This is a genomic window from Chryseobacterium sp. TQ-BC-N36, from assembly GCF_058382295.1.
In genome coordinates, this window is record NZ_CM178175.1 from 2,536,699 (window position 1) to 2,558,260 (window position 21,562).

The following is a 21,562-nucleotide window of genomic DNA, read 5'->3' on the forward strand; positions in this document are numbered from 1 at the left end:
TTATCTGACAGCTGCTTAGCTTAGAGTTCTTTTTGCAATAATAGAATAATCTAAATACTCTTTTGCTGTTTTTTCAGCTCCCTTTTTCATTGATTCAATTTTCTCAGGATTCTGAATTAAATCTAGCAAAATTTCTTTAATAAAATCTTCATTAATATCAGAGGCATCAATTTTTATAAGATTACCATTCTGATTGAGATAAGACATATCCTGACCCCCAGCATCCCCAGCAATAAGAGGTAAATGCATCCCTATTGACTGCTGCCAGAGTACTGACTGACTGGCCGGAAATAATGCAATATCAGAAATTGCCATTAGCTCATAAATTTTTTTACTATCTGCCCATCCTGTAAAATGTATATTGGCGCCTTCAGCATCTTGCAGCATAGTTTTTAAGTACTCTTCATGATTCTTATCTGCCGTACCGAATACTATCATATGTACATTTTTCTGATTTATTTTTTTCACTGCCTTTACAGCCAAATCAGTACGTTTCAACTTATGGAATTTTCCACCTGTGATAATCACAATATCATTGGGTGAAATACCATATTCTTCCCTAAGTTTTATAATATCCGTTTCTTTTCTAAATTTTTCACATTCATCATACTCACAGCCAAGAGGGAGAAGTTCCATCTCATCATATGAAATTCCATAGATTTTATGGAGGAATTCTTCACCGGCAGGAACTACAGGATATATTTTATCAATATATTTTTTATATCTATACAGGTATTTTTTTCGTATAATTTTATGAAGAATGTTAATTGACACCCAGTTTTTTCCAGAATTTGAAAAATCAGCATGATAATCCATAATAATCCTGGTATTATATTTTTTTTTATAATCTACCAGATCTCCGATATTAAATTGTATATCATGAGAAAAGAGAAAATCCGGCTTTTCCTGATCCAGAATTCTTTTAACATTTTTAAAGCGTCTTACCCTGTGTAGAATATTTATACTATAAGGCTCTCTATAAATTTTAACTCCATTATCATATTCAATTTTTTCAGGAAGTGAATTATCATGAATATCATTAATAAAGTCAAGAATTTTTTCATTTGTATTTGTTATCACGACCACTTCATATCCTAATTTAATATAACTTTTCGCAATTAAATTTTCCTGATACTGAAAGTCGATAAAGTAGGCATCACACAGCATTAATATTTTCATATCTGTATTGTTTTTCCGTTTTGTTGTTTTGTAATATGGCTATTAATGGTAAATGCCAATAACGGCCAGAATAATAAATAATTGGCAATAGATCCTGATGAATTGGATGAAATCACATCCATCAATAAAATGGCTCCCAGCCAATTATAATAGGGTATTTTTATATATCTGACAGCATTAATGAATGCTATTATGATAATTATAATAATCATTATTCCTCCCACAAAACCAATACTCATTAAGGATTCAAGCAACAGATTATGGGGATAAGTACCTTCAAAAACAGTTTCAATCGAGTCACCAAAGACGGGATGATCAAGAAACTGATTCCAGGCTGATTTAAATAATTCTGCTCTAAACCGATCACTATCATTAGAAGAAAAACCTGTTTCTTTAAATCTCTCAAAAACTAATTCTGAAATATTTAAATATTGTGGAAAAAGGGTCATCAGTATTACTACCATAATGACAAATAAGAGAATATATTTCGGCTTAATAAGTTTTCTTGAACTTAATAAAAATACAATAATAACAATCACTAGCTGTAATAAAGGGCCTCTTGACCCCGCCATAAACAAATTGAAAAGGCTGATCCCCATCCCTATACCAAGCAAAACTTTCTGCCAGGCTGTATTTTTTTCTAAAAATATAGTAAAACAAATAAAGAACATAACAGCGGCTGCCCTACCGAAAGAAACAGTATTAAGAGCAGCATTAGCATCTGCTCTTACCAGCACATCATCTGGTACTATCTGAGGCTGTGTAATGTTATTATACAGCCCCCATAAATTAACGATATATAAAACAATTACCACCCATTTTCGTGCGGATATAATGGTATTTTGATTAAAATTTGTTGTACAAGCCAAAGAACAGCCAATAATCCCTGCAGAGAAAGCCCAATAATCTACAATAGGAGATTGTATTATTTTTGAGGTCAATGCTGAATCATAAAATAATCGTAATAAATACAGGAACCAGAAAGTATATATTAAAAGGTGTTTATTTGTTAATCTGATTTTATTTTTAAGAATTACCCAGCTAGCCAATAAAAAAACAAATACTCTATATCCTACAGATACAGGTCTTGATGACTCCATATTCAGTAAACTAGGAAAAAAAGATACCAGTTCATACCCATAAAGCATCAGAACCAAAAAAACGACTTGTAATTTATTTACTTTTTCAGTATACACCTTTTGATAATTTATTTGTAAAAATTAAGAAAATAATATTTGATAAAATAGAAACTCCAGAAAATAATATCAATGAAATATAGTAATCTGAAAAGAAATAATACCCTGAATAAATTGAAATAAAAACCAACAAAGCATTTACAACCTGCAGTCTCATTAATATTTTTTGTTTACCCACTACATAAAATAAAGTATTAAGAGGAGTAACAACAAATTCTATCAAAAGCATAACAGACAAGATTCTGGCAAAATAGCCTGCAACTTCCCATTTATCACCAAAAACAAAAACGAATAGCTTAGGTGAGATAATGAATACGGCTAAGTATATCGGAAGTGACATTAAAATAAGTTTTTTAATAGTAGATCTATAAAGGTCCTTACAATTTCCTTTTTCCCGGATTTCATCAATAGCTTCATTTCTGAAAACATTCCCTACTGAAGTTGTAATAACAATGTTTGGAAGTCTTATCATCCTGTTTGCCATTGAAAAAAAACCCACAATTGTAGTGTTATATAAAACAGAAAATAATATTGGGATGAATTGTTGACAAGCTGCAAGAGACATATCAGAAATGATCATGTATCTTGGAAAAGAGGAGTATTCTTTTGCTACACTTTTTAATTCATTATGGTGAGATTTTAAGAAAGTTCTTAACTCTCTATCTGTTAAAAGTAAATAAAGTATAGAAGTAAAGATTCCCGATATCATCCCTATTATCATCCCATTTTTGTAGCCCAGTATTCCGAATATAATACTGAATATACAAGAGGTAATTACTTGTATAGCATTTGAAAAAGTAATTTTTTTATATTTTTTATTTCTTTGATTCCAATATCCTAATGCAGAATAAACAGCACCAAAAAAAATATATAAGGGAGCTATATATACCTCATTATTTGAGAGAAACTGTGTTTTGTCATGGATATGAAAAACATTTTTCAATAAAAAAATCAGAACAAGATATAATGATGTTACTGTAATGGAAATATAAATAATAAGTTTAAATATTGCTGAAGCTCTACTATCTTCTTTTGGAAGTCCGACAGCCAATTCATAGCGTCCGGTTGAAAGGACTGCCAGAAATACGGTAAAACTTGTAAAAATAGAAAGAATACCGAACGATTCAACAGAATACATTCGGGAAAGAAGAGGAGAGGTCGCAATCACTATCAACTGACTGATAACAGTTCCACTAGATAATATCGCTACGTTTTGTAAAAAAGAATTCGATTTTACACTATTTAAAATTTTTTTAAAATTCAAAGCTATTCAAACAATTTTTCATTCATAATTTTTTTGTTGGAAGTAACCCATCTATTTCGCATATTTATACAATTCCAGCAACTATTGTTTTAACAGTAAATAATTATTCTTTTAGGGCATAAATTCTTTCTATAATGTCTACTACTTTTAACCCTTCCAAAGCATTGGTTGTAATGGCATTTCTACCTTTTAACACATCTACTACATTTTCAATAATATAATGATGGTTTGCCGCGGAACCTTTGTATGCTCCATAATCATTCCCTGGGTTAGTAGGCGGCAATTCAGGCATTACATAATCCTTCACGCTACAAACTTCCACTTTATCCATGTATTGACCACCGATTTTTACGGCTCCATTTTCAGCAATAATCGTCATAGAACTTTCAAGGTTTTGATTCCATACTGAAGTAGAATAGTTTAAAGATCCCATCCCACCATTTACAAAATCAAAACTAACAAATCCTGAATCTTCAAAATCAGTAAGAGTTTCATGGTTAAAATCTGCAAATTTTGCCTGAATATTGGTAATATCACCGAACAGCCAGTACATAATATCTATAAAGTGAGAAAATTGTGTGAATAGCGTTCCTCCATCCAGATCAAGCTTTCCATGCCATGATTCAGGTTTATAATATCTTTCATCACGGTTCCAGTAGCAGTTTAGCTGCACCATAAATATTCTACCCAATTTTCCACTCTCCACCATTTCTTTAATCCATACTGATGGAGGAGAATACCGGTTCTGCATTACCGCAAAAACCTGCTTATGTTTGTGCAAGGCTTGAAAAATAAGTTTTTCAGCATGTTGTTTGCATAACGTCATTGGCTTTTCCACTACCACGTGCTTCCCTGCGTCTATTACCTTATAGGCCTGTTCAAAGTGAAACCCATTCGGTGAGGCAATATTAACGACGTCAAAATCAATTCCGGAATTCAATAATTCATCCAGAGATTTAAAAAATGGAACCTCATAACGGTCAATTCCCAGAACGGATTTGTCTTTTACATCCACCAAAGCAACCAATTCACACTCTTCATTTCTGGATATCATTTCAGCATGTCTTTTCCCAATATGACCACATCCTACAACTGCAAATTTTATTTTATTCATCTGTATTTATTTTTTTTAATTCAAATTTTGCTGTATTTCTTAGAATATTATATTCAGGAATATTTTTCTGAACAATACAACCTGAAGAAATAATACTATGGTTTCCTATTTTCACTTTTGGTTCTATAAAAATCCCTGTTCCAAATTTTATTTCATTTCCAATAGTACAGCTGCCAGAAAAGATAACTGAAGGGCCAAATGTGTTATGATTCCCTAATTTATTATGATGTTCAAAACTACAATATGAAGAAACAACATTATTATTTCCTATTTCGACAAATGGGCCAATTCTTGTATTAGCAAAAAAGATATTTCCTTTTCCTATATTCACAAAATTACTAACAATGCAAGTAGGATGAAGAACATTGGCCATAGGAATATGATTACTATCCAATACTTCAAACCACCTTTTTCTTTCTGCAATATTCCCCGAAAAAGAGATTATAATTTCATCATATAGCCTCTGATTATAATCTTCGATAATTGTTTCAACTGAGAGTTGTTTTATTTCAATTCCCAAAAGAGTTTTACCTATTATAGAAGAATTGTTATCGTACAATACAACAGGGTCTATATTTTTAAGTTCAAAAATCGTGTCAAGAAGTTGTAGAGCTGCTTTTCCAGCTCCAATGATCGCCAGTTTCTTCTGACCATTTCTAACTTTAAAATCAATACTTTTAGAATAATAATATTCTATATCCTGAAATGAATGATTCTCTGTTTTGGATAAATATTCTAAAATGATTTCTTCGGAAATAATTTCATCATCAAAGATATTTACATCAATATTATGACTATCTATAAGTTTTTTCGCTTTTTTGGTAATAATCTTATCTGTATCTTGAAATGAGTCCTTACCGGATAGACTTCCTTCATTAAAGATCTCATCTAAATGATCCAGAGGTTCTTCAGAAATTACAGCTAATAAATAACCAATTTTATAGTTCTTTTTCAACTGAAGTGAAGGATTGTAATAAATATATCCGTCTTCATTTGAATCGCCATCAAAATCAGCTTTTGAAGATTCATAGGAAATTATAATGTCACCCCTACTAATTCTATCACCGCTGTTAAATGGTATAGAAGTGATTAAATATTCATTATCACTTACGTTAATTTGTTCAATAAAGTACTTATTCATGAGCAAATTTTTTGATTTTGTTGAAAATTAAATTCTTATTGGGTATCACACTTAACTCTGCATCTTTAGCACAAGGAATCAAACTTTCATTAGAAATTCTAAGTGCTTTATTCAGTGCTATCTTATGCTCTGTAAAATAAGAAAAAATTTCCCCTGATAAAGAGGCATATTTAGATCCTTCCTCTATGATACAAATATTTTTTGTTACAGATACACTTTCAATGACCTGATTAATATTAAATGGAGACAATTGCGTAGGACAAACGATTTGTACAAAGATTTCCTCTACAAGAAGATCCTCTATTGTAGCCAATACTTCGTCTAACATACCACCATAACATAGTATTGTCAGATTAGGCTTTATTTTAGCAGGTTTAAAAATTAAAGTCGGAAAATCTTCTTTAGTTTTATATACATTATATCCTTTCAGATCTTTCCAGAAGATTTCTTTTGTATAAGCAATTTTGTCTTCTATAATTAAAGTTAATATATCATTCTTATGATATAGAGTTTCAAAAATATCTCTAGGGTTATAAAATGAATTAAGAGCTATGACTCTAGTATTAGGAATAAATAGGAAATGCTTTTCTATATTTTGTGAATGTGTGGGTCCATAACCTCTTCTTCCTCCCATAGGTGTTCTGATAATCATAGGTAGTTTTACTTTTCTACCAAACATTTCTGGTATTTTAGAAGCCTGTTGTAAGATTTGATCAAATCCTAATGTTAAAAAGTCTCCAAACATAATTTCTGCAATAGATTTGTAATCATTCAGCGCAGATCCAATTGCAAATCCTATTATTGAACTTTCACAAATAGGAGTATTAAATACTCTGTTATTATGTTTATGACTCAACTTTTCAGAGACTTTAAATGCTCCTCCATAATTTCCAGGGGTATAAGCTGTTGTTTCCATAATATCTTCCCCCAAAAAAATAGAGTTTTCGTTGGTTAAAAATATATCCAAACCTTCATTAATAAGTTTGTTTATCCTTTTTCCTAACTTTTCGATATTGTATTCTTCTATCTCTGATTCTAAATTAAATACTGAAATATGCTCAGTCATAGAGCTCAAAGGCTTCTCTTCTTCAAGTTCTTCCAGATAGGCCATCAACAATTTTTTGGCTTCAGCTTCATACCCGGATGCTTTTTCAGGGAAGTTTTTGTAAAAAACATTAATAGGGTCAATCTCAATATAATGAGCTATTTCATTTGTTTCTCTATTGTCGTCTCCTTTCGAATGTGAATTCAACCTATAACATTCAATCTCCAAAAAAACAGGGTTTCCTTCTCTTGTCTCCAGGGTTGCTCTGGTTACTGTCTCTTCAAAGTCTGACGCCCAAATTGAAGTTTTTATATATTTCACCCCGAATCCTTCGATTCTGTCTTTCATTTCCCCTCTCTTAATCATTTCAAAAGGAGTTGATTGTGCATAGCCATTATTCTCCATAACAAAAAGTGTTGGAGAAGAATAGATCGCTCCCAGATTCAGTGCTTCATATACAATTCCCTGCCCCATAGTTCCATCGCCTAAGAAGACAATCGAAATACTATCATTTTGTTTGAGCTTATTGGCATATCCATATCCAACAGCTACAGGAGCCAATCCTCCCTGAATACCATTGCTTATGAAATCATCATTATATAAATGCTGGCTGCCTCCGATTCCGGAAGAGATTCCTGATTCCTTTCCCAACATTTCAGCAAGCAGTGATTTAATATCTCCATTTATAGAAATAAAGTGACCATGCCCCCTATGATTGGAAAAAATTCGATCTCCTTTTTTAAAGTTTGAAGCAATGGCTACGGCTGTAGTTTCCTGTCCTACACAAGTATGGACTGTTCCATTAAGTTTTCCTTTAGAAAATTGATCTAAAAGTAATTTTTCAAATTCTCTGATAAGTATTGCCTTAGAATAATCCATAATTTAATTAAAATAATTCTTAATTTCTGTAATAATAACATCCAGTACTCCCTGGTCAAATTCTGTATGGACAGGAAGAGAGATGACTTCTTTGCAGAGCTGTTCTGTAACCGGAAGGCTAAAGCCCTCGGCTACATATTGAAGAAAAGCTTCCTGCTTATAAAGAGGTAAAGGGTAGTATATCATACTTGGAATATTCTTTTCTGCCAAATATTTTTGTAATCCGTCTCTTTTTCCATTCTTCACCTTAAGGGTGTACTGATGAAATACGTGAGTAGAATTTCCAGCTCTCTTAGGAATCTGAATTTCAGCAATAGCCACAAGGTTTTTATCATAATAATCTGCCATCCTGTTTCGGGCAGCTGAATAGTCATCTAAATACTTAAGCTTAACTTTTAACACAGCTGCCTGAATAGTATCCAGTCTTGAATTACAACCTAAAATTTTGTGATAGTATTTCTTTTCCTGACCGTGGTTGGCAATCATTCTGATTTTGATGGCTAATTCATCATCATTTGTCATCAATGCCCCTCCATCACCATAACATCCCAGGTTTTTTGATGGAAAGAATGAGGTGCAGCCGATATGTCCGATAGTTCCCGTTCTTTTTACAGTCCCATCTGAGAAAGTATAATCAGAACCGATTGCCTGAGCATTATCTTCTATAACAAAAAGGTTGTGTTTTTCTGCAAATTTAAGAATTTGTTCCATATCAGCACTCTGCCCATATAAATGGACAGGAACTATTGCTTTGGTTTTGGGTGTAAGATATTTATCAAGATCTTCCAGCTGTATATCAAAAGTATCTTCGTTTACGTCTACCATTACAGGCTTCAATCCTAAAAGACCAATAACTTCTGCTGTCGCTACATAAGTAAAGGCTGGACAGATTATTTCGTCTCCGGGCTGTAGGTTAAGGGCCATCATGGCAATTTGAAGTGCATCTGTTCCGTTAGCACATGGAATAACATGTTTTACTCCCAGATATTTTTCGAAATCCTGTTGAAATTCTTTTACCGCAGGACCATTGATGAATGCTGTTTTATCAATACAATCCTGAATTCCAGCATCAATTTCATTTTTTATTTTCTGATATTGACCTTTAAGATCAACCATTTGAATTTTCATCTTTTAGTTTTTTGAGAGTATTTAGAGGTGCGTTTTTAACTTGTAATAAGTTCACTTATTTTATTTCCTATAGAAAGGCAGGAAGTGGCAGCCGGGGACGGAGCATTTCTGACGTGAATGATGTTTCCGTTTTTCACGATATCAAAATCATCAATCAGGCCTCCGTTTCTGTCACAAGCCTGGGCTCTTACTCCTGAACCTCCCGACACAAGATCATTTTCCTGTATTTCCGGTAAGAGCTTCTGGAGGGCTTTTGTAAACGCAGATTTGGAGAGTGAACGGTGCATTTCTCCCATTCCTGTTTTTCCATATTTCGCTACAATTTTCCTAAATCCAGGCCATAACACAGTCTGCATGGTTTCACCGAAATTGAAATCGAAAAAATGGTATCCCTCTTTTTTAAAAGCGAGAACGGCATTAGGGCCTGCTTCAATATTGCCATCAATCATTCTGGTAAAATGTACCCCAAGAAACGGAAAGTTAGGATCAGGCACCGGGTAAATAAGATGTTTTACCAGATGTTTTTTTTCATCCTTAATTTTATAATATTCTCCTCTGAAAGGAATAATGACCACATCATTTTTTTCGTTGGTCATTTTGGTTATCTTATCAGAATATAATCCCGCACAGGAAATCAGTTTTTTAGTTTTAAATTCGGAAACATTGGTGTTTACAATAATTTCAGAGCTTTTATCAATAATGTTTCTTACTTCATTATTAAACCTTACTTCTCCTCCTAATTCTTCAAAAAGTTCTTTTATTTTTTTAGCTATTCCGGGATAGTCAATAATTCCGGTCTGTGGGACTCTGATCGCCTTTACTCCTTCGCAATGGGGTTCAATTTCACGAAATTCTTCCCTTGAAAGATACTTTAAATCCTGAAGTCCGTTTTCAACTCCTCTTTTATAAATAGTATCTAAAAGAGGCAATTCTTCCTGGGAAGTGGCTACAATTATTTTCCCGCAAAGGTCATATCGTATTCCGTGTTTTTCAGCAAAATTAATTACCGAGTTATATCCTTCAATGCAATTCTTAGCTTTAAGGCTTCCCGGTTTATAATAAATTCCACTATGGATTACTCCACTGTTATGTCCCGACTGATGCAATGCCACATCATTTTCTTTTTCTAAAATCAGAATCTTAGAACCAGGACTTTTCAGCTTAGTCTGATAGGCTGTAGCCAATCCTACCAAACCTGCGCCAATGATGATAATATCATAATTCATTACCTGCTATAATCTTGCATCAACCAGATTTCTGTCTAAACATGCTTTGGTATCAAAAACCACGGCATTTTCTTTTTTAAGCTGATCCAGATCCATTTCCAGAAACTCATTGTGAGAAACAGCAATAACTAATGAATCATACTTTTTTCCTTCCTGAAGAACATCCAGAATATCAATTCCATATTCGTGCTTTACTTCTTCTTTGCTTGCCCATGGATCATAAATATCTACATTTACACCATAATCTGCAAGTTCTCTGTAAATATCTACTACTTTAGTATTTCTGACATCGGGACAGTTTTCTTTGAATGTTACGCCTAAAATCAGTGCATTAGAGTTCTTTATTACTCCACCTTTTGCAATAAGAAGTTTCACTACTTTAGCAGCAACAAACTTGGCAATAGAATCGTTTACACGTCTTCCGGATAGGATAACATCCGGGTGATAACCCAGCTGTTCTGCTTTGTGTGCAAGGTAATAAGGATCCACTGAAATACAGTGTCCTCCCACCAATCCTGGTTTATATTTAAGAAAGTTATATTTTGTACCTGCTGCTTCCAATACATCATTGGTATCGATACCTACTCTATCGAAGATTAAGGCTAATTCATTAACAAAAGAAATATTAACATCTCTTTGTGCATTTTCAATAGCTTTCGAGGCTTCTGCAACTTTAATACTAGGCGCTTTATGGGTTCCCGCAGTAATAATTTTCTTGTATAATTGATCTACTTTTTCAGCAATCTCTGCCGTAGAACCTGAAGTTACTTTTTTAACGCTTGTAAGTGTATTCACTTTATCTCCCGGATTAATTCTTTCCGGGGAATATCCTACAAAAAAGTCTTCATTCAATTTAAGTCCTGAATATTTTTCAAGCACAGGCACACATTCTTCTTCTGTACAGCCAGGAAAAACCGTCGATTCATAAATGATAGTATCTCCTTTTTTAATAATTTCTCCCAACATTTTTGAAGCAGAAATCAAAGGAGTCAGATCCGGAGCATTATATTTGTCAATAGGAGTAGGAACAGTTACAATGAATATATTAGCTTCAGAAATATCAGATAATCGGCTTGTGGCTTTATAGCCTAAAGAACCATTAGATTCTTTATATTTTTTCAGTCCGTCATTTAATTTATCAACATCAGCCTCAAGCGTTATATCTTTTCCGTTATTAAGCTGATCAACACGTTGTGTATTAATATCAAAACCAAAGACAGGATAGTGATTGGCAAATTCAAGGGATAGAGGAAGGCCTACATAACCCTGGCCTATAACCGCTATTGTATATGCTGCTATCATTAACTAAATTTATTTTTTATTTTTTGAAGCCAAGATTGTTCTGCATGTTGGTTATAGCCATAACCGTATTTGTTACTATATCCTAAATTCTCCCTATTCACATCATTAAGTACAAACCCAACATTTTTGATTTTTTTCTGATCGATATTGCTATTGGCAAATTCTAATAATGCCTTTTCGGTATATTTAGATCTGGACACATAGATGGTAACATCAGAAAGTTCAGCAATAAGGAAAGTATCTGTAACAAGGAGCAATGGTGCAGTATCCAGGATAATATATTCATACTTCTCTTTCAATTCACTTAAAAGGAACTCATAACGGCCGTTGGATAATAATTCTGTCGGGTTAGGAGGAATCATTCCTGAATAAATTACATCCAGGTAAGGATTAAAGGATGAGACATGAATAATATCTTCAAGTTTGGTTTCATCATTATAAAGATACTCTGTAAGTCCCGTAAGTCCTTTTCTTGCCGGATTATATCTTTGAAGCTGAGGATTTCTGATATCAGATCCTATGATAATTGCTTTCTTTTTAGGATTAGCCAATGTTAAAGCTAAATTGACTGAAGTAAAGGTTTTTCCTTCTCCTTTCACTGTTGAAGTGACAAATACAACTTTTCCTTTTTTCTCTTTTGAAAGCATAAAGTTCATATTCGTAATAAGAATTCTAAATGCCTCCGCCATAGGAGTAATATCGTTCATTTTTACGATTTCAGAATCTCCTTTTTCAAGACTTGGTAATTCTGCTATAATAGGTGCATGTACCAGTTTTTCCAGATCATGTTTAGTGACAATCTTATTATTTAATAGTTCTGATAAATAAATAATTAGAAATGGAATAAGTAATCCTATAAATAAAGCAGCCAACAAAATAACCTGTTTCTTTGGAGCCACAGGATTAAGAGAAGCATATGCCACATCAATAACTCTGGCTTTAGGTGCTGTAATAGACTGTGCTATTGCGGTTTCTTCTCTTTTCTGTAGTAATAGTAAATATAAATTTTCTTTAATTTGTTGCTGCCTCTCTATTCCTCTAAAAATTTTCTCTATAGATGGAATTTTAGCAATTTTTCCAGACACTTTATTCTGTTCTCCTATGTATTCATTTCTGGCAAGTTCCAACCCTGTTTTATTTCTTTGAAGAGCTTGAACAACAGAAGTTCGCATAGCATTAATCTGTTTATTAAGTTCTACAACCACTGGATTGTCAATAGTTGCAGATTCCAGTAATCTTGATCTTTGTAATATCAGTTGATTATAGGCTGTAATACCAGACGCTGCATCGGCATTACTTAACCCAACATTTGACGGTAAAATTTGATATTGACCTTGTTTGGAAATAAAAGTAATTAATGAGTTGGTTAACTCAATTTGTCCATCAAGTTCCAGTTGCTTACCACGAGCTGTAGCTGAACTTTCTAAATCAATTTTAGCTTCTGTCTCCAGATCAGTAAGGTTATTTTTAGCTTTAAAATTTTCTTTTTCATTTTCTACCTGTCCAAGCTCAACAGATAGTTTCCTTACTCTGTCTTCAATGAAATCCAATGTCTTTTTGGATTCAAAATTTTTGTCTAAAATTGCATCATAATTATAAGCATTTACCAAAGAATTAAGAATATCCTTAGCCTTTTCCGTTTGTGGATAATTCATTGCTAGCTTAAGTACAGTAGCATCTTTATTAGCTAAATTGACATTAAGTGCATCTGATAAACTATTAACTTTGGCTTCAACAGTTGAAATATTTAATTCTAATTTATTGGTATTTACCCCTTGTGAAGTTTTGGCATCATATTTATTATTTTTTGTAATAATAATATTTGCAAAGGGAAGATTGATTATTCTTCCATATTCAGAAACAATTTCTTTTTCTAAATCATTATAATTTACTACAACTTTATTGCCTTTTAATTCTACATTAATCAGGTTATTTGGAGTTTTAGATTTTTCATTTACAACTTTAACTTCAATAGGGGATGACTTTTTGTAAAGCTCAATACTTCTTATTCTACCTTTGGCTATAATATTTGTTTGAAGGTTTTGGCTAACCACTACATCAGTCATGAGTTTTTTCGATTTCAGAACCTCAATTTCATTTGTAATACTGTTGGTTTTCATTCCTCCTAATCCAGATAAATCTGAAAGTACTCCCAATTCATCAGATGATGAGTTTTTTGAGTCTTTTATAAGAAGTGTTGTCTCAACAGAGTAGACTGGTGTTATAAACTTTACAGCTATAAAGGCAACTATTAGAGTTAAAATTGCACTGAAAATAAACCATGGCCATTTTCGTAAATATGGTTTGATTATCTCATTGGTACTAATTTTATTCGAAATCTTCTCCGTTCCTGAAAATTGTGTAGATTCCTGGTTATCCATCAATTTTTTATTTCTTATTAAATAAACTTACTACTACTGCTATGGCAGTCACCCCAATAGAAATAGCAGTCAGATATAGTCCTGTATTTGGGTTTTGTTTTGAAATAGCATCTTTTGTATTGTTCGAAGAAACAATAATAGCATCACCCTGTTTAAGATTATAATAAGGTGAATTGATGACATTCGCATCTAAAAGATTTATACGTCCATGTGAAACCTGTCCGTTTTCTGTTCTGATCACCAAAACTTCATCTCTTTTTCCATATGTTGTAAAATCTCCTGCAAGACCTAATGCATTTAAAATTGTTGCATGACCATTAGCTATTGTATAGTCTCCTTGCCTATTAACTTCTCCTAAAACGGTTATTTTAAAATTAGCAAGTCTTATATTAACTGTAGGATCAATAACATATTTGGTCATCTTATTTCTTAATTCATCTTTAAGCTCAACGAGAGTTTTATTGGATGTGTTGATTTTACCCAGAATTGGAAAGTCAATATCTCCATTAGTATCAACAATATAAGTAGGACCTGAAATAGTCACGGCTCCCTGATTAGGGGTATTACTCCCTGCTAAAGTATTTGTTTGAATAAATTCGGATGAAGAGTAATTCTGATTAAAAGGTTTAACCACATCCATATCTTTGGCAGTAATCAAAATAACAATCTGATCACCAGCCTGTATCGTATTATTAGAATTTTTAGCTGATGCATCTATAGCCACTTTTTCTATATTCTGCATATAATTTAAATCGTTCTTAGCATTGGGATTCACTTTACAGGAAATCACTAAAGAGGATGCCAAAACTACTGCTAATATTTTTCCTTTCATTATTTTGTTAAATTGTGCAAATATACATTTATATTTTTTCTATTTATCCAAAGCCTCATAAATTGAATTATTGCTTCGGAATTCCGGCACTATTGTTTTAAGAATCCTTACTACTTCCACTTTATCTCTTCGCAGAGAAGCTTTGGTAATTTCTTTAGTAAGCCTATCTATATCTTCAAATCCCATGGAAGGGTCTTTAGAAATCATAATTTTATCATTATGAGTAGGAAGCGTTTTTGCATCATCACTTAAAAGTTCTTCGTAGAGCTTTTCTCCAGGTCTTAATCCCGTATAAATAATCTTAATATCAATATTAGGTTCGAATCCTGATAATTTTATCATTCTTTTCGCCAGATCAATAATTTTAACAGGTTCTCCCATATCAAAGACAAATATTTCACCTCCTTCTCCCATTGTTCCTGCCTGAAGAACCAGTTCACAAGCCTCAGGAATAGTCATGAAGTATCTTACAATTTCAGGATGGGTAATGGTTACCGGACCTCCAGCCTCGATTTGTTTTTTAAAATGCGGAATGACCGAACCGTTGGAGCCTAATACATTTCCAAACCTTGTTGTAATAAACTTGGTCACATTACCTTCTACATTCTGAAGGGACTGTACGAAAAGTTCTGCAGCACGTTTTGAAGCTCCCATTACGTTAGTTGGATTTACAGCTTTATCTGTAGATACCATTACGAATCTGTTTACTTTATACTTGCTGGATAATTTTGCAACTATCTTTGAACCCAATATATTAACAAAAATGGCTTCATGAGGATTCTCTTCGACTAAAGGTACATGCTTATAGGCAGCAGCATGATATACCATTGAAAAATTGTACGTCTGGAACAGAGATTCCATTCTATGATGGTTAGAAACATCTCCTAAAACAAATTTGAAAGTAATATGAGGGAATTTTTCTCTCATTTCAAGTTCAATTTCGTACAGCGGAGTTTCGGCCTGATCCAGCACTACAATTAAAGAGGGATTGAAATGAGCAACCTGTCTTACAATCTCACTTCCTATAGATCCCGCTCCACCGGTTACCAATACAGTCTTAGCAAAATGTCTGCTTTTAACTTTTTCATTCTGGATTTTGATAGGTTTTCTATTCAACAGATCTTCAATCTGAAGATTCCTGATAGAACCGCCAAGATCACTGTCTCTTAGTTTTTGTACGGATGGTGCTTTAAAGACATTCAGGTCCTTCTCCAAAAATAAATTTACCCAAGCATTCATTTCATCTCTTGCCATCATCTCTTTAACAACAAGAACCCCATCAATAATAAGATCTTCTTTTGAATGCTCTTCTATCTTTTGTTTTTCGTAAATTGGTTTTCCCAGCAGAGATGCTCTTTTAGAATCTGTTCTTTGAGTTAAGAAACCAACCACCTGATAAGGCAGGCTTGGGTTATCCAGAATAGCACGTGCAATTGCAATCGACTGTTCATCAATTCCCAATACCAGAATTCTTTTTTTCAGCGCACTTCTTCTGTATTCTCTTACAATATGGAAAAACTCTTTTACATATAATCTGAAAAGGAATAATCCCATAAAAGAAATGACAAAGTAAAGTACCAGATAAGGGGTAAGAATAAACTTACTTCCTGTAGTCCAGAAATAAAGAATATTTATCGTTCCGATAGTCAGCATCGTGCAGAAACAGGATATCAGAAGCTTAAATAAATCTATAAATGTTGAATGGCGAATAATACCGGCATAAGTCTTGAAGACATACATAAAAACAGTATTTACCAGAATAATAAAAGCAAAAATTAAACTTTTATCTTCATGGTATATAAACTCCTGCTTGGTAATCTTTGCGATAATGTAAGTGGAAAGAAATAAAGATATGATCAGAATAATAATGTCTATTACAAGAATTATCCATCGAGGAAGATATCTTACGTCTGAGAGATTGACAACATTATCCCCTCCAAATATTGTTTTTCTAAGAGAATTGTACATTGTCTTTATTGGTGTTCATATTTAATTAAGGTATAATATCTGATTATCCAATCAAAGATAATTCTGATACAATCATACAAAAATAAATAAATTTATTTCAATATATTGAAATCAAAAATAAATTTGATGTTATATTTTATGAAATCTAACAATTTCATTAGGTACAGCTAAACTCAGTGACAAAAATCATACCATAAAAACTCTTTACAAAGGTGATATATATCTGTTAAAGTTCTTTATTTAAGCTGTTTCTCTTTAAAATAATTACTAAATCCCTATATATCAATCTTTTTCAATGAACTGCTTATTTTTTTCCCTAAAAGTCATACGTCAAGTTTTTTAAATTTTATTAATATTTAGTCAAAAATATTAATTATTTTTTCATATTCAAAACCTTTACCCATCAAATACTTTATAGTCTTGGTTTTTTTTTGATATTCTTTCAAACCCTTCTGCTTAGAATAATACTCCTCAAAAATCTTTCGGATAGTTTTCTCATAATCAGAATCATCAATCTCATCAAAACACGAATTGATCAGCTTCTCGGAAATCTGTTTCTGCTTCAGATTCATTTTGATTTTGGTCTTTCCCCAATGTTTGATGTAAAATTTACCTCTGATATAGCTTCGGGTAAATCTTTCTTCATTCAAATAATTTTCTTTCAGAAGATACAGAATAATTTCTTCCTTGGCTTCATCAATAAGCATGAACTCCCTCATCTTCTGTTCCACTTCAGCATGACAGCGGTCCTGATAAACACAATAGTTGACCAGTTTCTGCTTGATTTCGTCGAAAGTATAAGATTTCTTTTCCATTTGAATAAAAAAAGAATGAGCAGCCTGCTCATTCTTTATATAATATTGGAATGTCTGTTAGTAATTGAACAGAGCTTTACCTTCCATTAATTCGTTAACTTTCTTTCTTACAGAACCAATAACTTCCTCATTTTTGATATTATCTACTACTTCAGAAATTAATCCTGCAATGGTATCCATATCATTTTCTTTCAATCCTCTTGTTGTAATAGCAGCAGTTCCCAATCTGATACCAGATGTCGTAAATGGAGACTTATCATCAAAAGGAACCATGTTTTTGTTACAGGTAATATCAGCAAGTACTAATGCTTTTTCAGTTTCTTTACCGTTTACTCCTTTATTTCTAAGGTCTACCAGCATCAAATGGTTATCTGTACCACCACTTACAATATCAAATCCTCTGTTGATCATTGCTTTTGATAATGCCTGAGCATTGGCTTTAACCTGTTTTGCATATGTTTCGAACTGTACGTCTAAAGCTTCACCGAAAGCTACTGCTTTACCAGCGATTACATGCTCAAGTGGTCCTCCCTGAATTCCCGGGAATACAGCTCCGTCCAATACCTGACTCATCATTTTGATTTCTCCTTTTGGAGTTTTGTGACCATATGTATTTTCAAAATCTTTCCCCATCATGATCATCCCTCCTCTTGGACCTCTCAGAGTTTTATGGGTAGTGGTAGTTACTACATGGCAATGTTCGAATGGAGAATTCAGTAATCCTTTTGCCACTAAACCAGCTGGGTGAGCAATATCTGCCCAAAGAGTAGCTCCCACTTCGTCTGCAACTTCTCTGAATTTAGCATAATCAAGATCTCTTGAATACGCTGAGAAACCAGCAATAAGCATCTTTGGTCTTTCTCTCAACGCTACTTCTCTCATTTGGTCATAATCAATAAGACCTGTTTCCTGCTGTACTCCGTAAGAAACTACATTATATTGAATACCAGAAAAATTCACTGCAGAACCGTGAGTAAGGTGTCCTCCCATTGAAAGGTCCATCCCCATGATTTTATCACCAGGTTTTAAAACTGCAAGATAAATGGCTGCATTCGCCTGAGAACCGGAATGTGGCTGAACATTCACATAATCTACTCCGAAAAGCTCCTTAGCTCTGTTGATAGCTAAAGTTTCAACCTCATCTACTACTTCACATCCTCCGTAATATCTTTTCCCGGGATATCCTTCAGCATATTTATTGGTCAGTACACTTCCCATTGCTTTCATCACGTTTTCAGAAACAAAGTTCTCTGATGCGATAAGCTCTAATCCATGGGTTTGTCTTTGTCTTTCTTTTTCAATCAGGTCGAAAATAATATCCATTTTACTTTTAGTTTTTGAAATTTTCACCCCAAATGTACGGAATTTTCGTCGAGATTTTTCTATTGAAAAAATGATTTTAAACACTAAAAAATGAGAACCTCATCAATAAATCAAATATTATAGCTGTTTTAATTTGATCAAAAACCCTTTAAAATTCTTCGTCTGCAAGTTCTTTATTGACCACTGCACCTGCAAAATTTCCCTGTGCAACAGCATTAGCCACGGAGCGCATCATAGTCACATTATCTCCACAGGCAAAAACTCCGGGAACATTTGTTTTCTGCATCATATCCACTTTAATAAATCCTTGTTCTGTAAGTTCGCATCCCAGGTCATCGGATACATTAAGGTTTTGTTCAAAAGGAATTTTAGCATATAAAGCCTGTAAAGCAACTTCTTTTTCGTTTTTGAAAATTATTTTCTGAATGGAACCATTTGTATGCTCAATACTTTTAATTTCATCTTCGTTAAGAATAATTTTATTCTGCTTCAGTTTTTCGAGTTGTTCATCAGTAAGAGCAGCTTTCCCGTTTGTAAACAGGGTAAGATTTTTAGTCAGATTAAAAATCAGTTTTGAAAATTCGTAAGCCATATCCCCATTGGAAAGAATTCCGGTAACCTCGTTTTTCACTTCATAGCCATGACAGTATGGACAATGTATAACAGAAATCCCCCAGCATTCTGCAAATCCGGGAATATCAGGCATTTTATCTTTCACTCCAGAAGCCAAAATAAGTTTTTTAGCCTGGAATTTTTCGCCGGATGAAGTTTCAATTCCGAAACCATCAGTTGTTTTTACTGTTTTTACAACTGTTCCATTATAAAACCGGACAGTGCTATATTTCTCTACATCTTCTTTTGCCAGCCTTGCAATTTCTGACGGTGTTTTTCCATCATGAGTAACAAAATTATGGGAATGTGGTGTTTGCCTGTTGCAAGGTTTTCCGTTGTCAATAATCAGGACATTTCTTAAAGATCTTCCCAATGACATACCTGCGGATAATCCTGAATAGCTTCCTCCTATTATAATGACATCAAAATTTTTGTTTTCCATAGTTCAGTTGATAGTTGATAGTTGATAGTTGATAGTTGATAGTTGATAGTTGATAGTTGATAGTTGATAGTTGATAGTTGATAGTGCAAAAATAAAATAAATTTCATTAATGCAATATTGTTGCGATAATGTTTTTTATCTATTATCTTTATATCTTAAAACTAATTATCATTCTTCTATCTTATTATTTCCATTCATCTTTAGTCTCATCAATTTCGTCCTGAATTCTTTTACTGATATCTATTTTTGCTCCCTGCAAACTGAAAATTGCCGTTCCTCTTTCTCTTGCGTACGGATTGGTAATGGAATCATATAATTTTGCAACTTCAAAAAAGGAGCCTGATTCTTTAAGTTCTTTTCCTGCTTCAGGAGCATCTTTAACCCTGATAACATTTTTATATTTTTTTGTTAAATCTATCCAGTTAATATAATCCGCATGAAATGACATGGCTACAACACCTGCCTTTGAATAATAATTAATAGCGCCAGTCTGCCCGTAGTTATCACACAACACCATGGTATTTCCGGATTTTGACAGTCGGGAATATTCTTTATCTACTTTTTGAGCCAATTCTTTCCAGCCTTGCATATCGGCAAAATCCTGAGGCAACGGATGATCCTTTCCGTCTTCCCAGCGAAGCAGTCCGAACTTTTTGTACTGATCCTGATGGGACTCAATATATTCAGGACTCTTATTGGGGAAGGCTACATTATATAAAGGAAGAAATAAAAGTATAGGGATAAGGATGCTGACAGGTTTTAAAAATCTCTTCCATCCTTTTTCAAATAAGTGACCCAGAAAAACGGAACCAAAGGCAATATACACCGGATACAGCCCTATCGCATAGTAATCTTTTGCTTTAAAAAATAAAAACAGGGTAATGGTGATGATATAACTCCAAAAGAAAAACCTGAATTTCTCAAAGGGCTTGTACAACAGTAATGCTCCCCACCCTGCTATAATAGCAAAAATAACTCCTATGAAAAAGAGAATCTGAGATTTCATAAAACCCATTCTATCCACATGCACGAGCTGTTTTTCAGAAAGCTCTTTCATATGATGGATTACCGGAAAATGATTCTGATACTGCCAGAGAAGATTGGGAAAAACAATAATCAAAGCCAGAAGAGCGGCCCAATATACATGAGACTGCATCAAAATTTTTCTTTGCTCTGTTAGCAATAATGCAGGAATAAGTCCCAATAATGAAAAAGCAATATTGTATTTATTTAATATTCCTGCTGCGAAAACAACAGCTCCTATGTAAATCCACTTTACTTTTTGGGAGTTAAAATATTTAATCAGGCTATAATAAAGGAACAACCACAGAAGAATTTCTAAAGACGTTGGCTGAAACAGCATATTTACCCGAAGCAGCACTGAAAACAGGATACCTAAAGAAGCAAGTATTTTAGCAAAGAGGCCCCCATTAAGTTCTTCAACAATCTTCCACACCAGGAATATCGTCAGTGCTCCAAATAAAGCAGGGAAAAATTTAACCCAAAATAGAGAGCTCCCTAACATCTTGATCATCCAGGCTATCCAGGAATTTACAGGGGGAACAGATAAATAACCCCACGCCAGATGATTAGCCTGATCGAGATGCAGATATTCATCCCGGTGAAGTTCATACTCAGGACTTATCAGCGAGTATTGAAGAACAAATTTTGCAACGATAAAAAGAAATAAAATCCAATAGTCTTTTTTCATAGGA

General features: G+C 33.4%; 16 protein-coding genes. All 16 read right to left on the reverse strand.

Annotated elements, in window-relative coordinates:
- Positions 1-15: 15 nt before the first annotated feature.
- Positions 16-1,179 carry a glycosyltransferase family 4 protein gene (locus AC3FI7_RS11315; RefSeq protein WP_343659508.1) on the reverse strand — a complete coding sequence of 388 codons (1,164 nt, stop codon included), beginning with the start codon at positions 1,177-1,179 and terminating at the stop codon, positions 16-18.
- Entirely contained in the window at positions 1,176-2,279 is a 1,104-nt protein-coding gene (locus tag AC3FI7_RS11320; RefSeq protein WP_172617089.1) for an O-antigen ligase family protein, read from the reverse strand. The genes AC3FI7_RS11315 and AC3FI7_RS11320 overlap by 4 nt, the downstream gene beginning before the upstream one ends.
- An 85-nt stretch (positions 2,280-2,364) precedes the next feature.
- Positions 2,365-3,639, reverse strand: a complete 1,275-nt coding sequence (locus tag AC3FI7_RS11325) for a lipopolysaccharide biosynthesis protein (protein ID WP_172617090.1) — start codon at positions 3,637-3,639, stop codon at positions 2,365-2,367.
- A 103-nt stretch (positions 3,640-3,742) separates the two neighbouring features.
- Positions 3,743-4,753: a Gfo/Idh/MocA family protein gene (locus tag AC3FI7_RS11330; protein ID WP_491462047.1), complete on the reverse strand. Its 1,011-nt coding sequence runs from the start codon at positions 4,751-4,753 to the stop codon at positions 3,743-3,745.
- Positions 4,746-5,894, reverse strand: a complete 1,149-nt coding sequence (locus AC3FI7_RS11335) for an acetyltransferase (RefSeq protein WP_142724871.1) — start codon at positions 5,892-5,894, stop codon at positions 4,746-4,748. Before AC3FI7_RS11335 ends, AC3FI7_RS11330 begins: the two co-directional genes overlap by 8 nt.
- The gene (locus tag AC3FI7_RS11340; RefSeq protein ID WP_491462048.1) at positions 5,887-7,818 is read right to left on the reverse strand and encodes a dehydrogenase E1 component subunit alpha/beta; all 1,932 of its coding nucleotides are present in this window, start codon (positions 7,816-7,818) and stop codon (positions 5,887-5,889) included. The genes AC3FI7_RS11335 and AC3FI7_RS11340 overlap by 8 nt, the downstream gene beginning before the upstream one ends.
- 3 nt (positions 7,819-7,821) lie before the next feature.
- A complete protein-coding gene (locus AC3FI7_RS11345) occupies positions 7,822-8,946 on the reverse strand; it encodes a DegT/DnrJ/EryC1/StrS family aminotransferase (RefSeq protein WP_491462049.1) in 1,125 nt (374 codons plus the stop codon).
- Between the two features lie 35 nt (positions 8,947-8,981).
- Positions 8,982-10,172: an L-2-hydroxyglutarate oxidase gene (gene lhgO, locus AC3FI7_RS11350; RefSeq protein ID WP_343659516.1), complete on the reverse strand. Its 1,191-nt coding sequence runs from the start codon at positions 10,170-10,172 to the stop codon at positions 8,982-8,984.
- Positions 10,173-10,178: 6 nt separating this feature from the next.
- Positions 10,179-11,474, reverse strand: a complete 1,296-nt coding sequence (locus AC3FI7_RS11355; RefSeq protein ID WP_142724875.1) for a nucleotide sugar dehydrogenase — start codon at positions 11,472-11,474, stop codon at positions 10,179-10,181.
- Positions 11,474-13,855, reverse strand: a complete 2,382-nt coding sequence (locus tag AC3FI7_RS11360) for a GumC family protein (RefSeq protein WP_142724876.1) — start codon at positions 13,853-13,855, stop codon at positions 11,474-11,476. The genes AC3FI7_RS11355 and AC3FI7_RS11360 overlap by 1 nt, the downstream gene beginning before the upstream one ends.
- A gap of 7 nt (positions 13,856-13,862) precedes the next feature.
- Positions 13,863-14,687 (reverse strand): polysaccharide biosynthesis/export family protein, encoded by an 825-nt coding sequence (locus AC3FI7_RS11365; RefSeq protein WP_142724877.1) that lies wholly within the window; start codon positions 14,685-14,687, stop codon positions 13,863-13,865.
- Positions 14,688-14,726: 39 nt separating this feature from the next.
- Entirely contained in the window at positions 14,727-16,655 is a 1,929-nt protein-coding gene (locus AC3FI7_RS11370) for a polysaccharide biosynthesis protein (RefSeq protein WP_142724878.1), read from the reverse strand.
- Positions 16,656-17,011: 356 nt separating this feature from the next.
- Complete coding sequence (locus AC3FI7_RS11375) at positions 17,012-17,476, reverse strand: regulatory protein RecX (protein ID WP_491462093.1); 465 nt, start codon at positions 17,474-17,476, stop codon at positions 17,012-17,014.
- Positions 17,477-17,527: 51 nt separating this feature from the next.
- On the reverse strand, positions 17,528-18,793 hold the full coding sequence (gene glyA, locus AC3FI7_RS11380; RefSeq protein WP_142724880.1) for a serine hydroxymethyltransferase: 1,266 nt from the start codon (positions 18,791-18,793) through the stop codon (positions 17,528-17,530).
- Between the two features lie 148 nt (positions 18,794-18,941).
- The gene (locus AC3FI7_RS11385) at positions 18,942-19,847 is read right to left on the reverse strand and encodes an NAD(P)/FAD-dependent oxidoreductase (protein ID WP_491462050.1); all 906 of its coding nucleotides are present in this window, start codon (positions 19,845-19,847) and stop codon (positions 18,942-18,944) included.
- 184 nt (positions 19,848-20,031) lie between these two features.
- Positions 20,032-21,558 (reverse strand): glycosyltransferase family 39 protein, encoded by a 1,527-nt coding sequence (locus AC3FI7_RS11390; RefSeq protein WP_491462051.1) that lies wholly within the window; start codon positions 21,556-21,558, stop codon positions 20,032-20,034.
- Positions 21,559-21,562 lie beyond the last annotated feature (4 nt).

Excerpts from the sequence above, each read along its gene's own strand:
- AC3FI7_RS11385 (WP_491462050.1), bottom strand. The coding sequence starts at position 19,847 with ATGGAAAACAAAAATTTTGATGTCATTATAATAGGAGGAAGCTATTCA.
- AC3FI7_RS11330 (WP_491462047.1), bottom strand. The coding sequence starts at position 4,753 with ATGAATAAAATAAAATTTGCAGTTGTAGGATGTGGTCATATTGGGAAA.
- AC3FI7_RS11335 (WP_142724871.1), bottom strand. The coding sequence starts at position 5,894 with ATGAATAAGTACTTTATTGAACAAATTAACGTAAGTGATAATGAATAT.
- AC3FI7_RS11390 (WP_491462051.1), bottom strand. The coding sequence starts at position 21,558 with ATGAAAAAAGACTATTGGATTTTATTTCTTTTTATCGTTGCAAAATTT.
- AC3FI7_RS11340 (WP_491462048.1), bottom strand. The coding sequence starts at position 7,818 with ATGGATTATTCTAAGGCAATACTTATCAGAGAATTTGAAAAATTACTT.
- glyA (WP_142724880.1), bottom strand. The coding sequence starts at position 18,793 with ATGGATATTATTTTCGACCTGATTGAAAAAGAAAGACAAAGACAAACC.
- AC3FI7_RS11365 (WP_142724877.1), bottom strand. The coding sequence starts at position 14,687 with ATGAAAGGAAAAATATTAGCAGTAGTTTTGGCATCCTCTTTAGTGATT.
- lhgO (WP_343659516.1), bottom strand. The coding sequence starts at position 10,172 with ATGAATTATGATATTATCATCATTGGCGCAGGTTTGGTAGGATTGGCT.
- AC3FI7_RS11315 (WP_343659508.1), bottom strand. The coding sequence starts at position 1,179 with ATGAAAATATTAATGCTGTGTGATGCCTACTTTATCGACTTTCAGTAT.
- AC3FI7_RS11370 (WP_142724878.1), bottom strand. The coding sequence starts at position 16,655 with ATGTACAATTCTCTTAGAAAAACAATATTTGGAGGGGATAATGTTGTC.
- AC3FI7_RS11345 (WP_491462049.1), bottom strand. The coding sequence starts at position 8,946 with ATGAAAATTCAAATGGTTGATCTTAAAGGTCAATATCAGAAAATAAAA.
- AC3FI7_RS11360 (WP_142724876.1), bottom strand. The coding sequence starts at position 13,855 with ATGGATAACCAGGAATCTACACAATTTTCAGGAACGGAGAAGATTTCG.
- AC3FI7_RS11320 (WP_172617089.1), bottom strand. The coding sequence starts at position 2,279 with ATGGAGTCATCAAGACCTGTATCTGTAGGATATAGAGTATTTGTTTTT.
- AC3FI7_RS11355 (WP_142724875.1), bottom strand. The coding sequence starts at position 11,474 with ATGATAGCAGCATATACAATAGCGGTTATAGGCCAGGGTTATGTAGGC.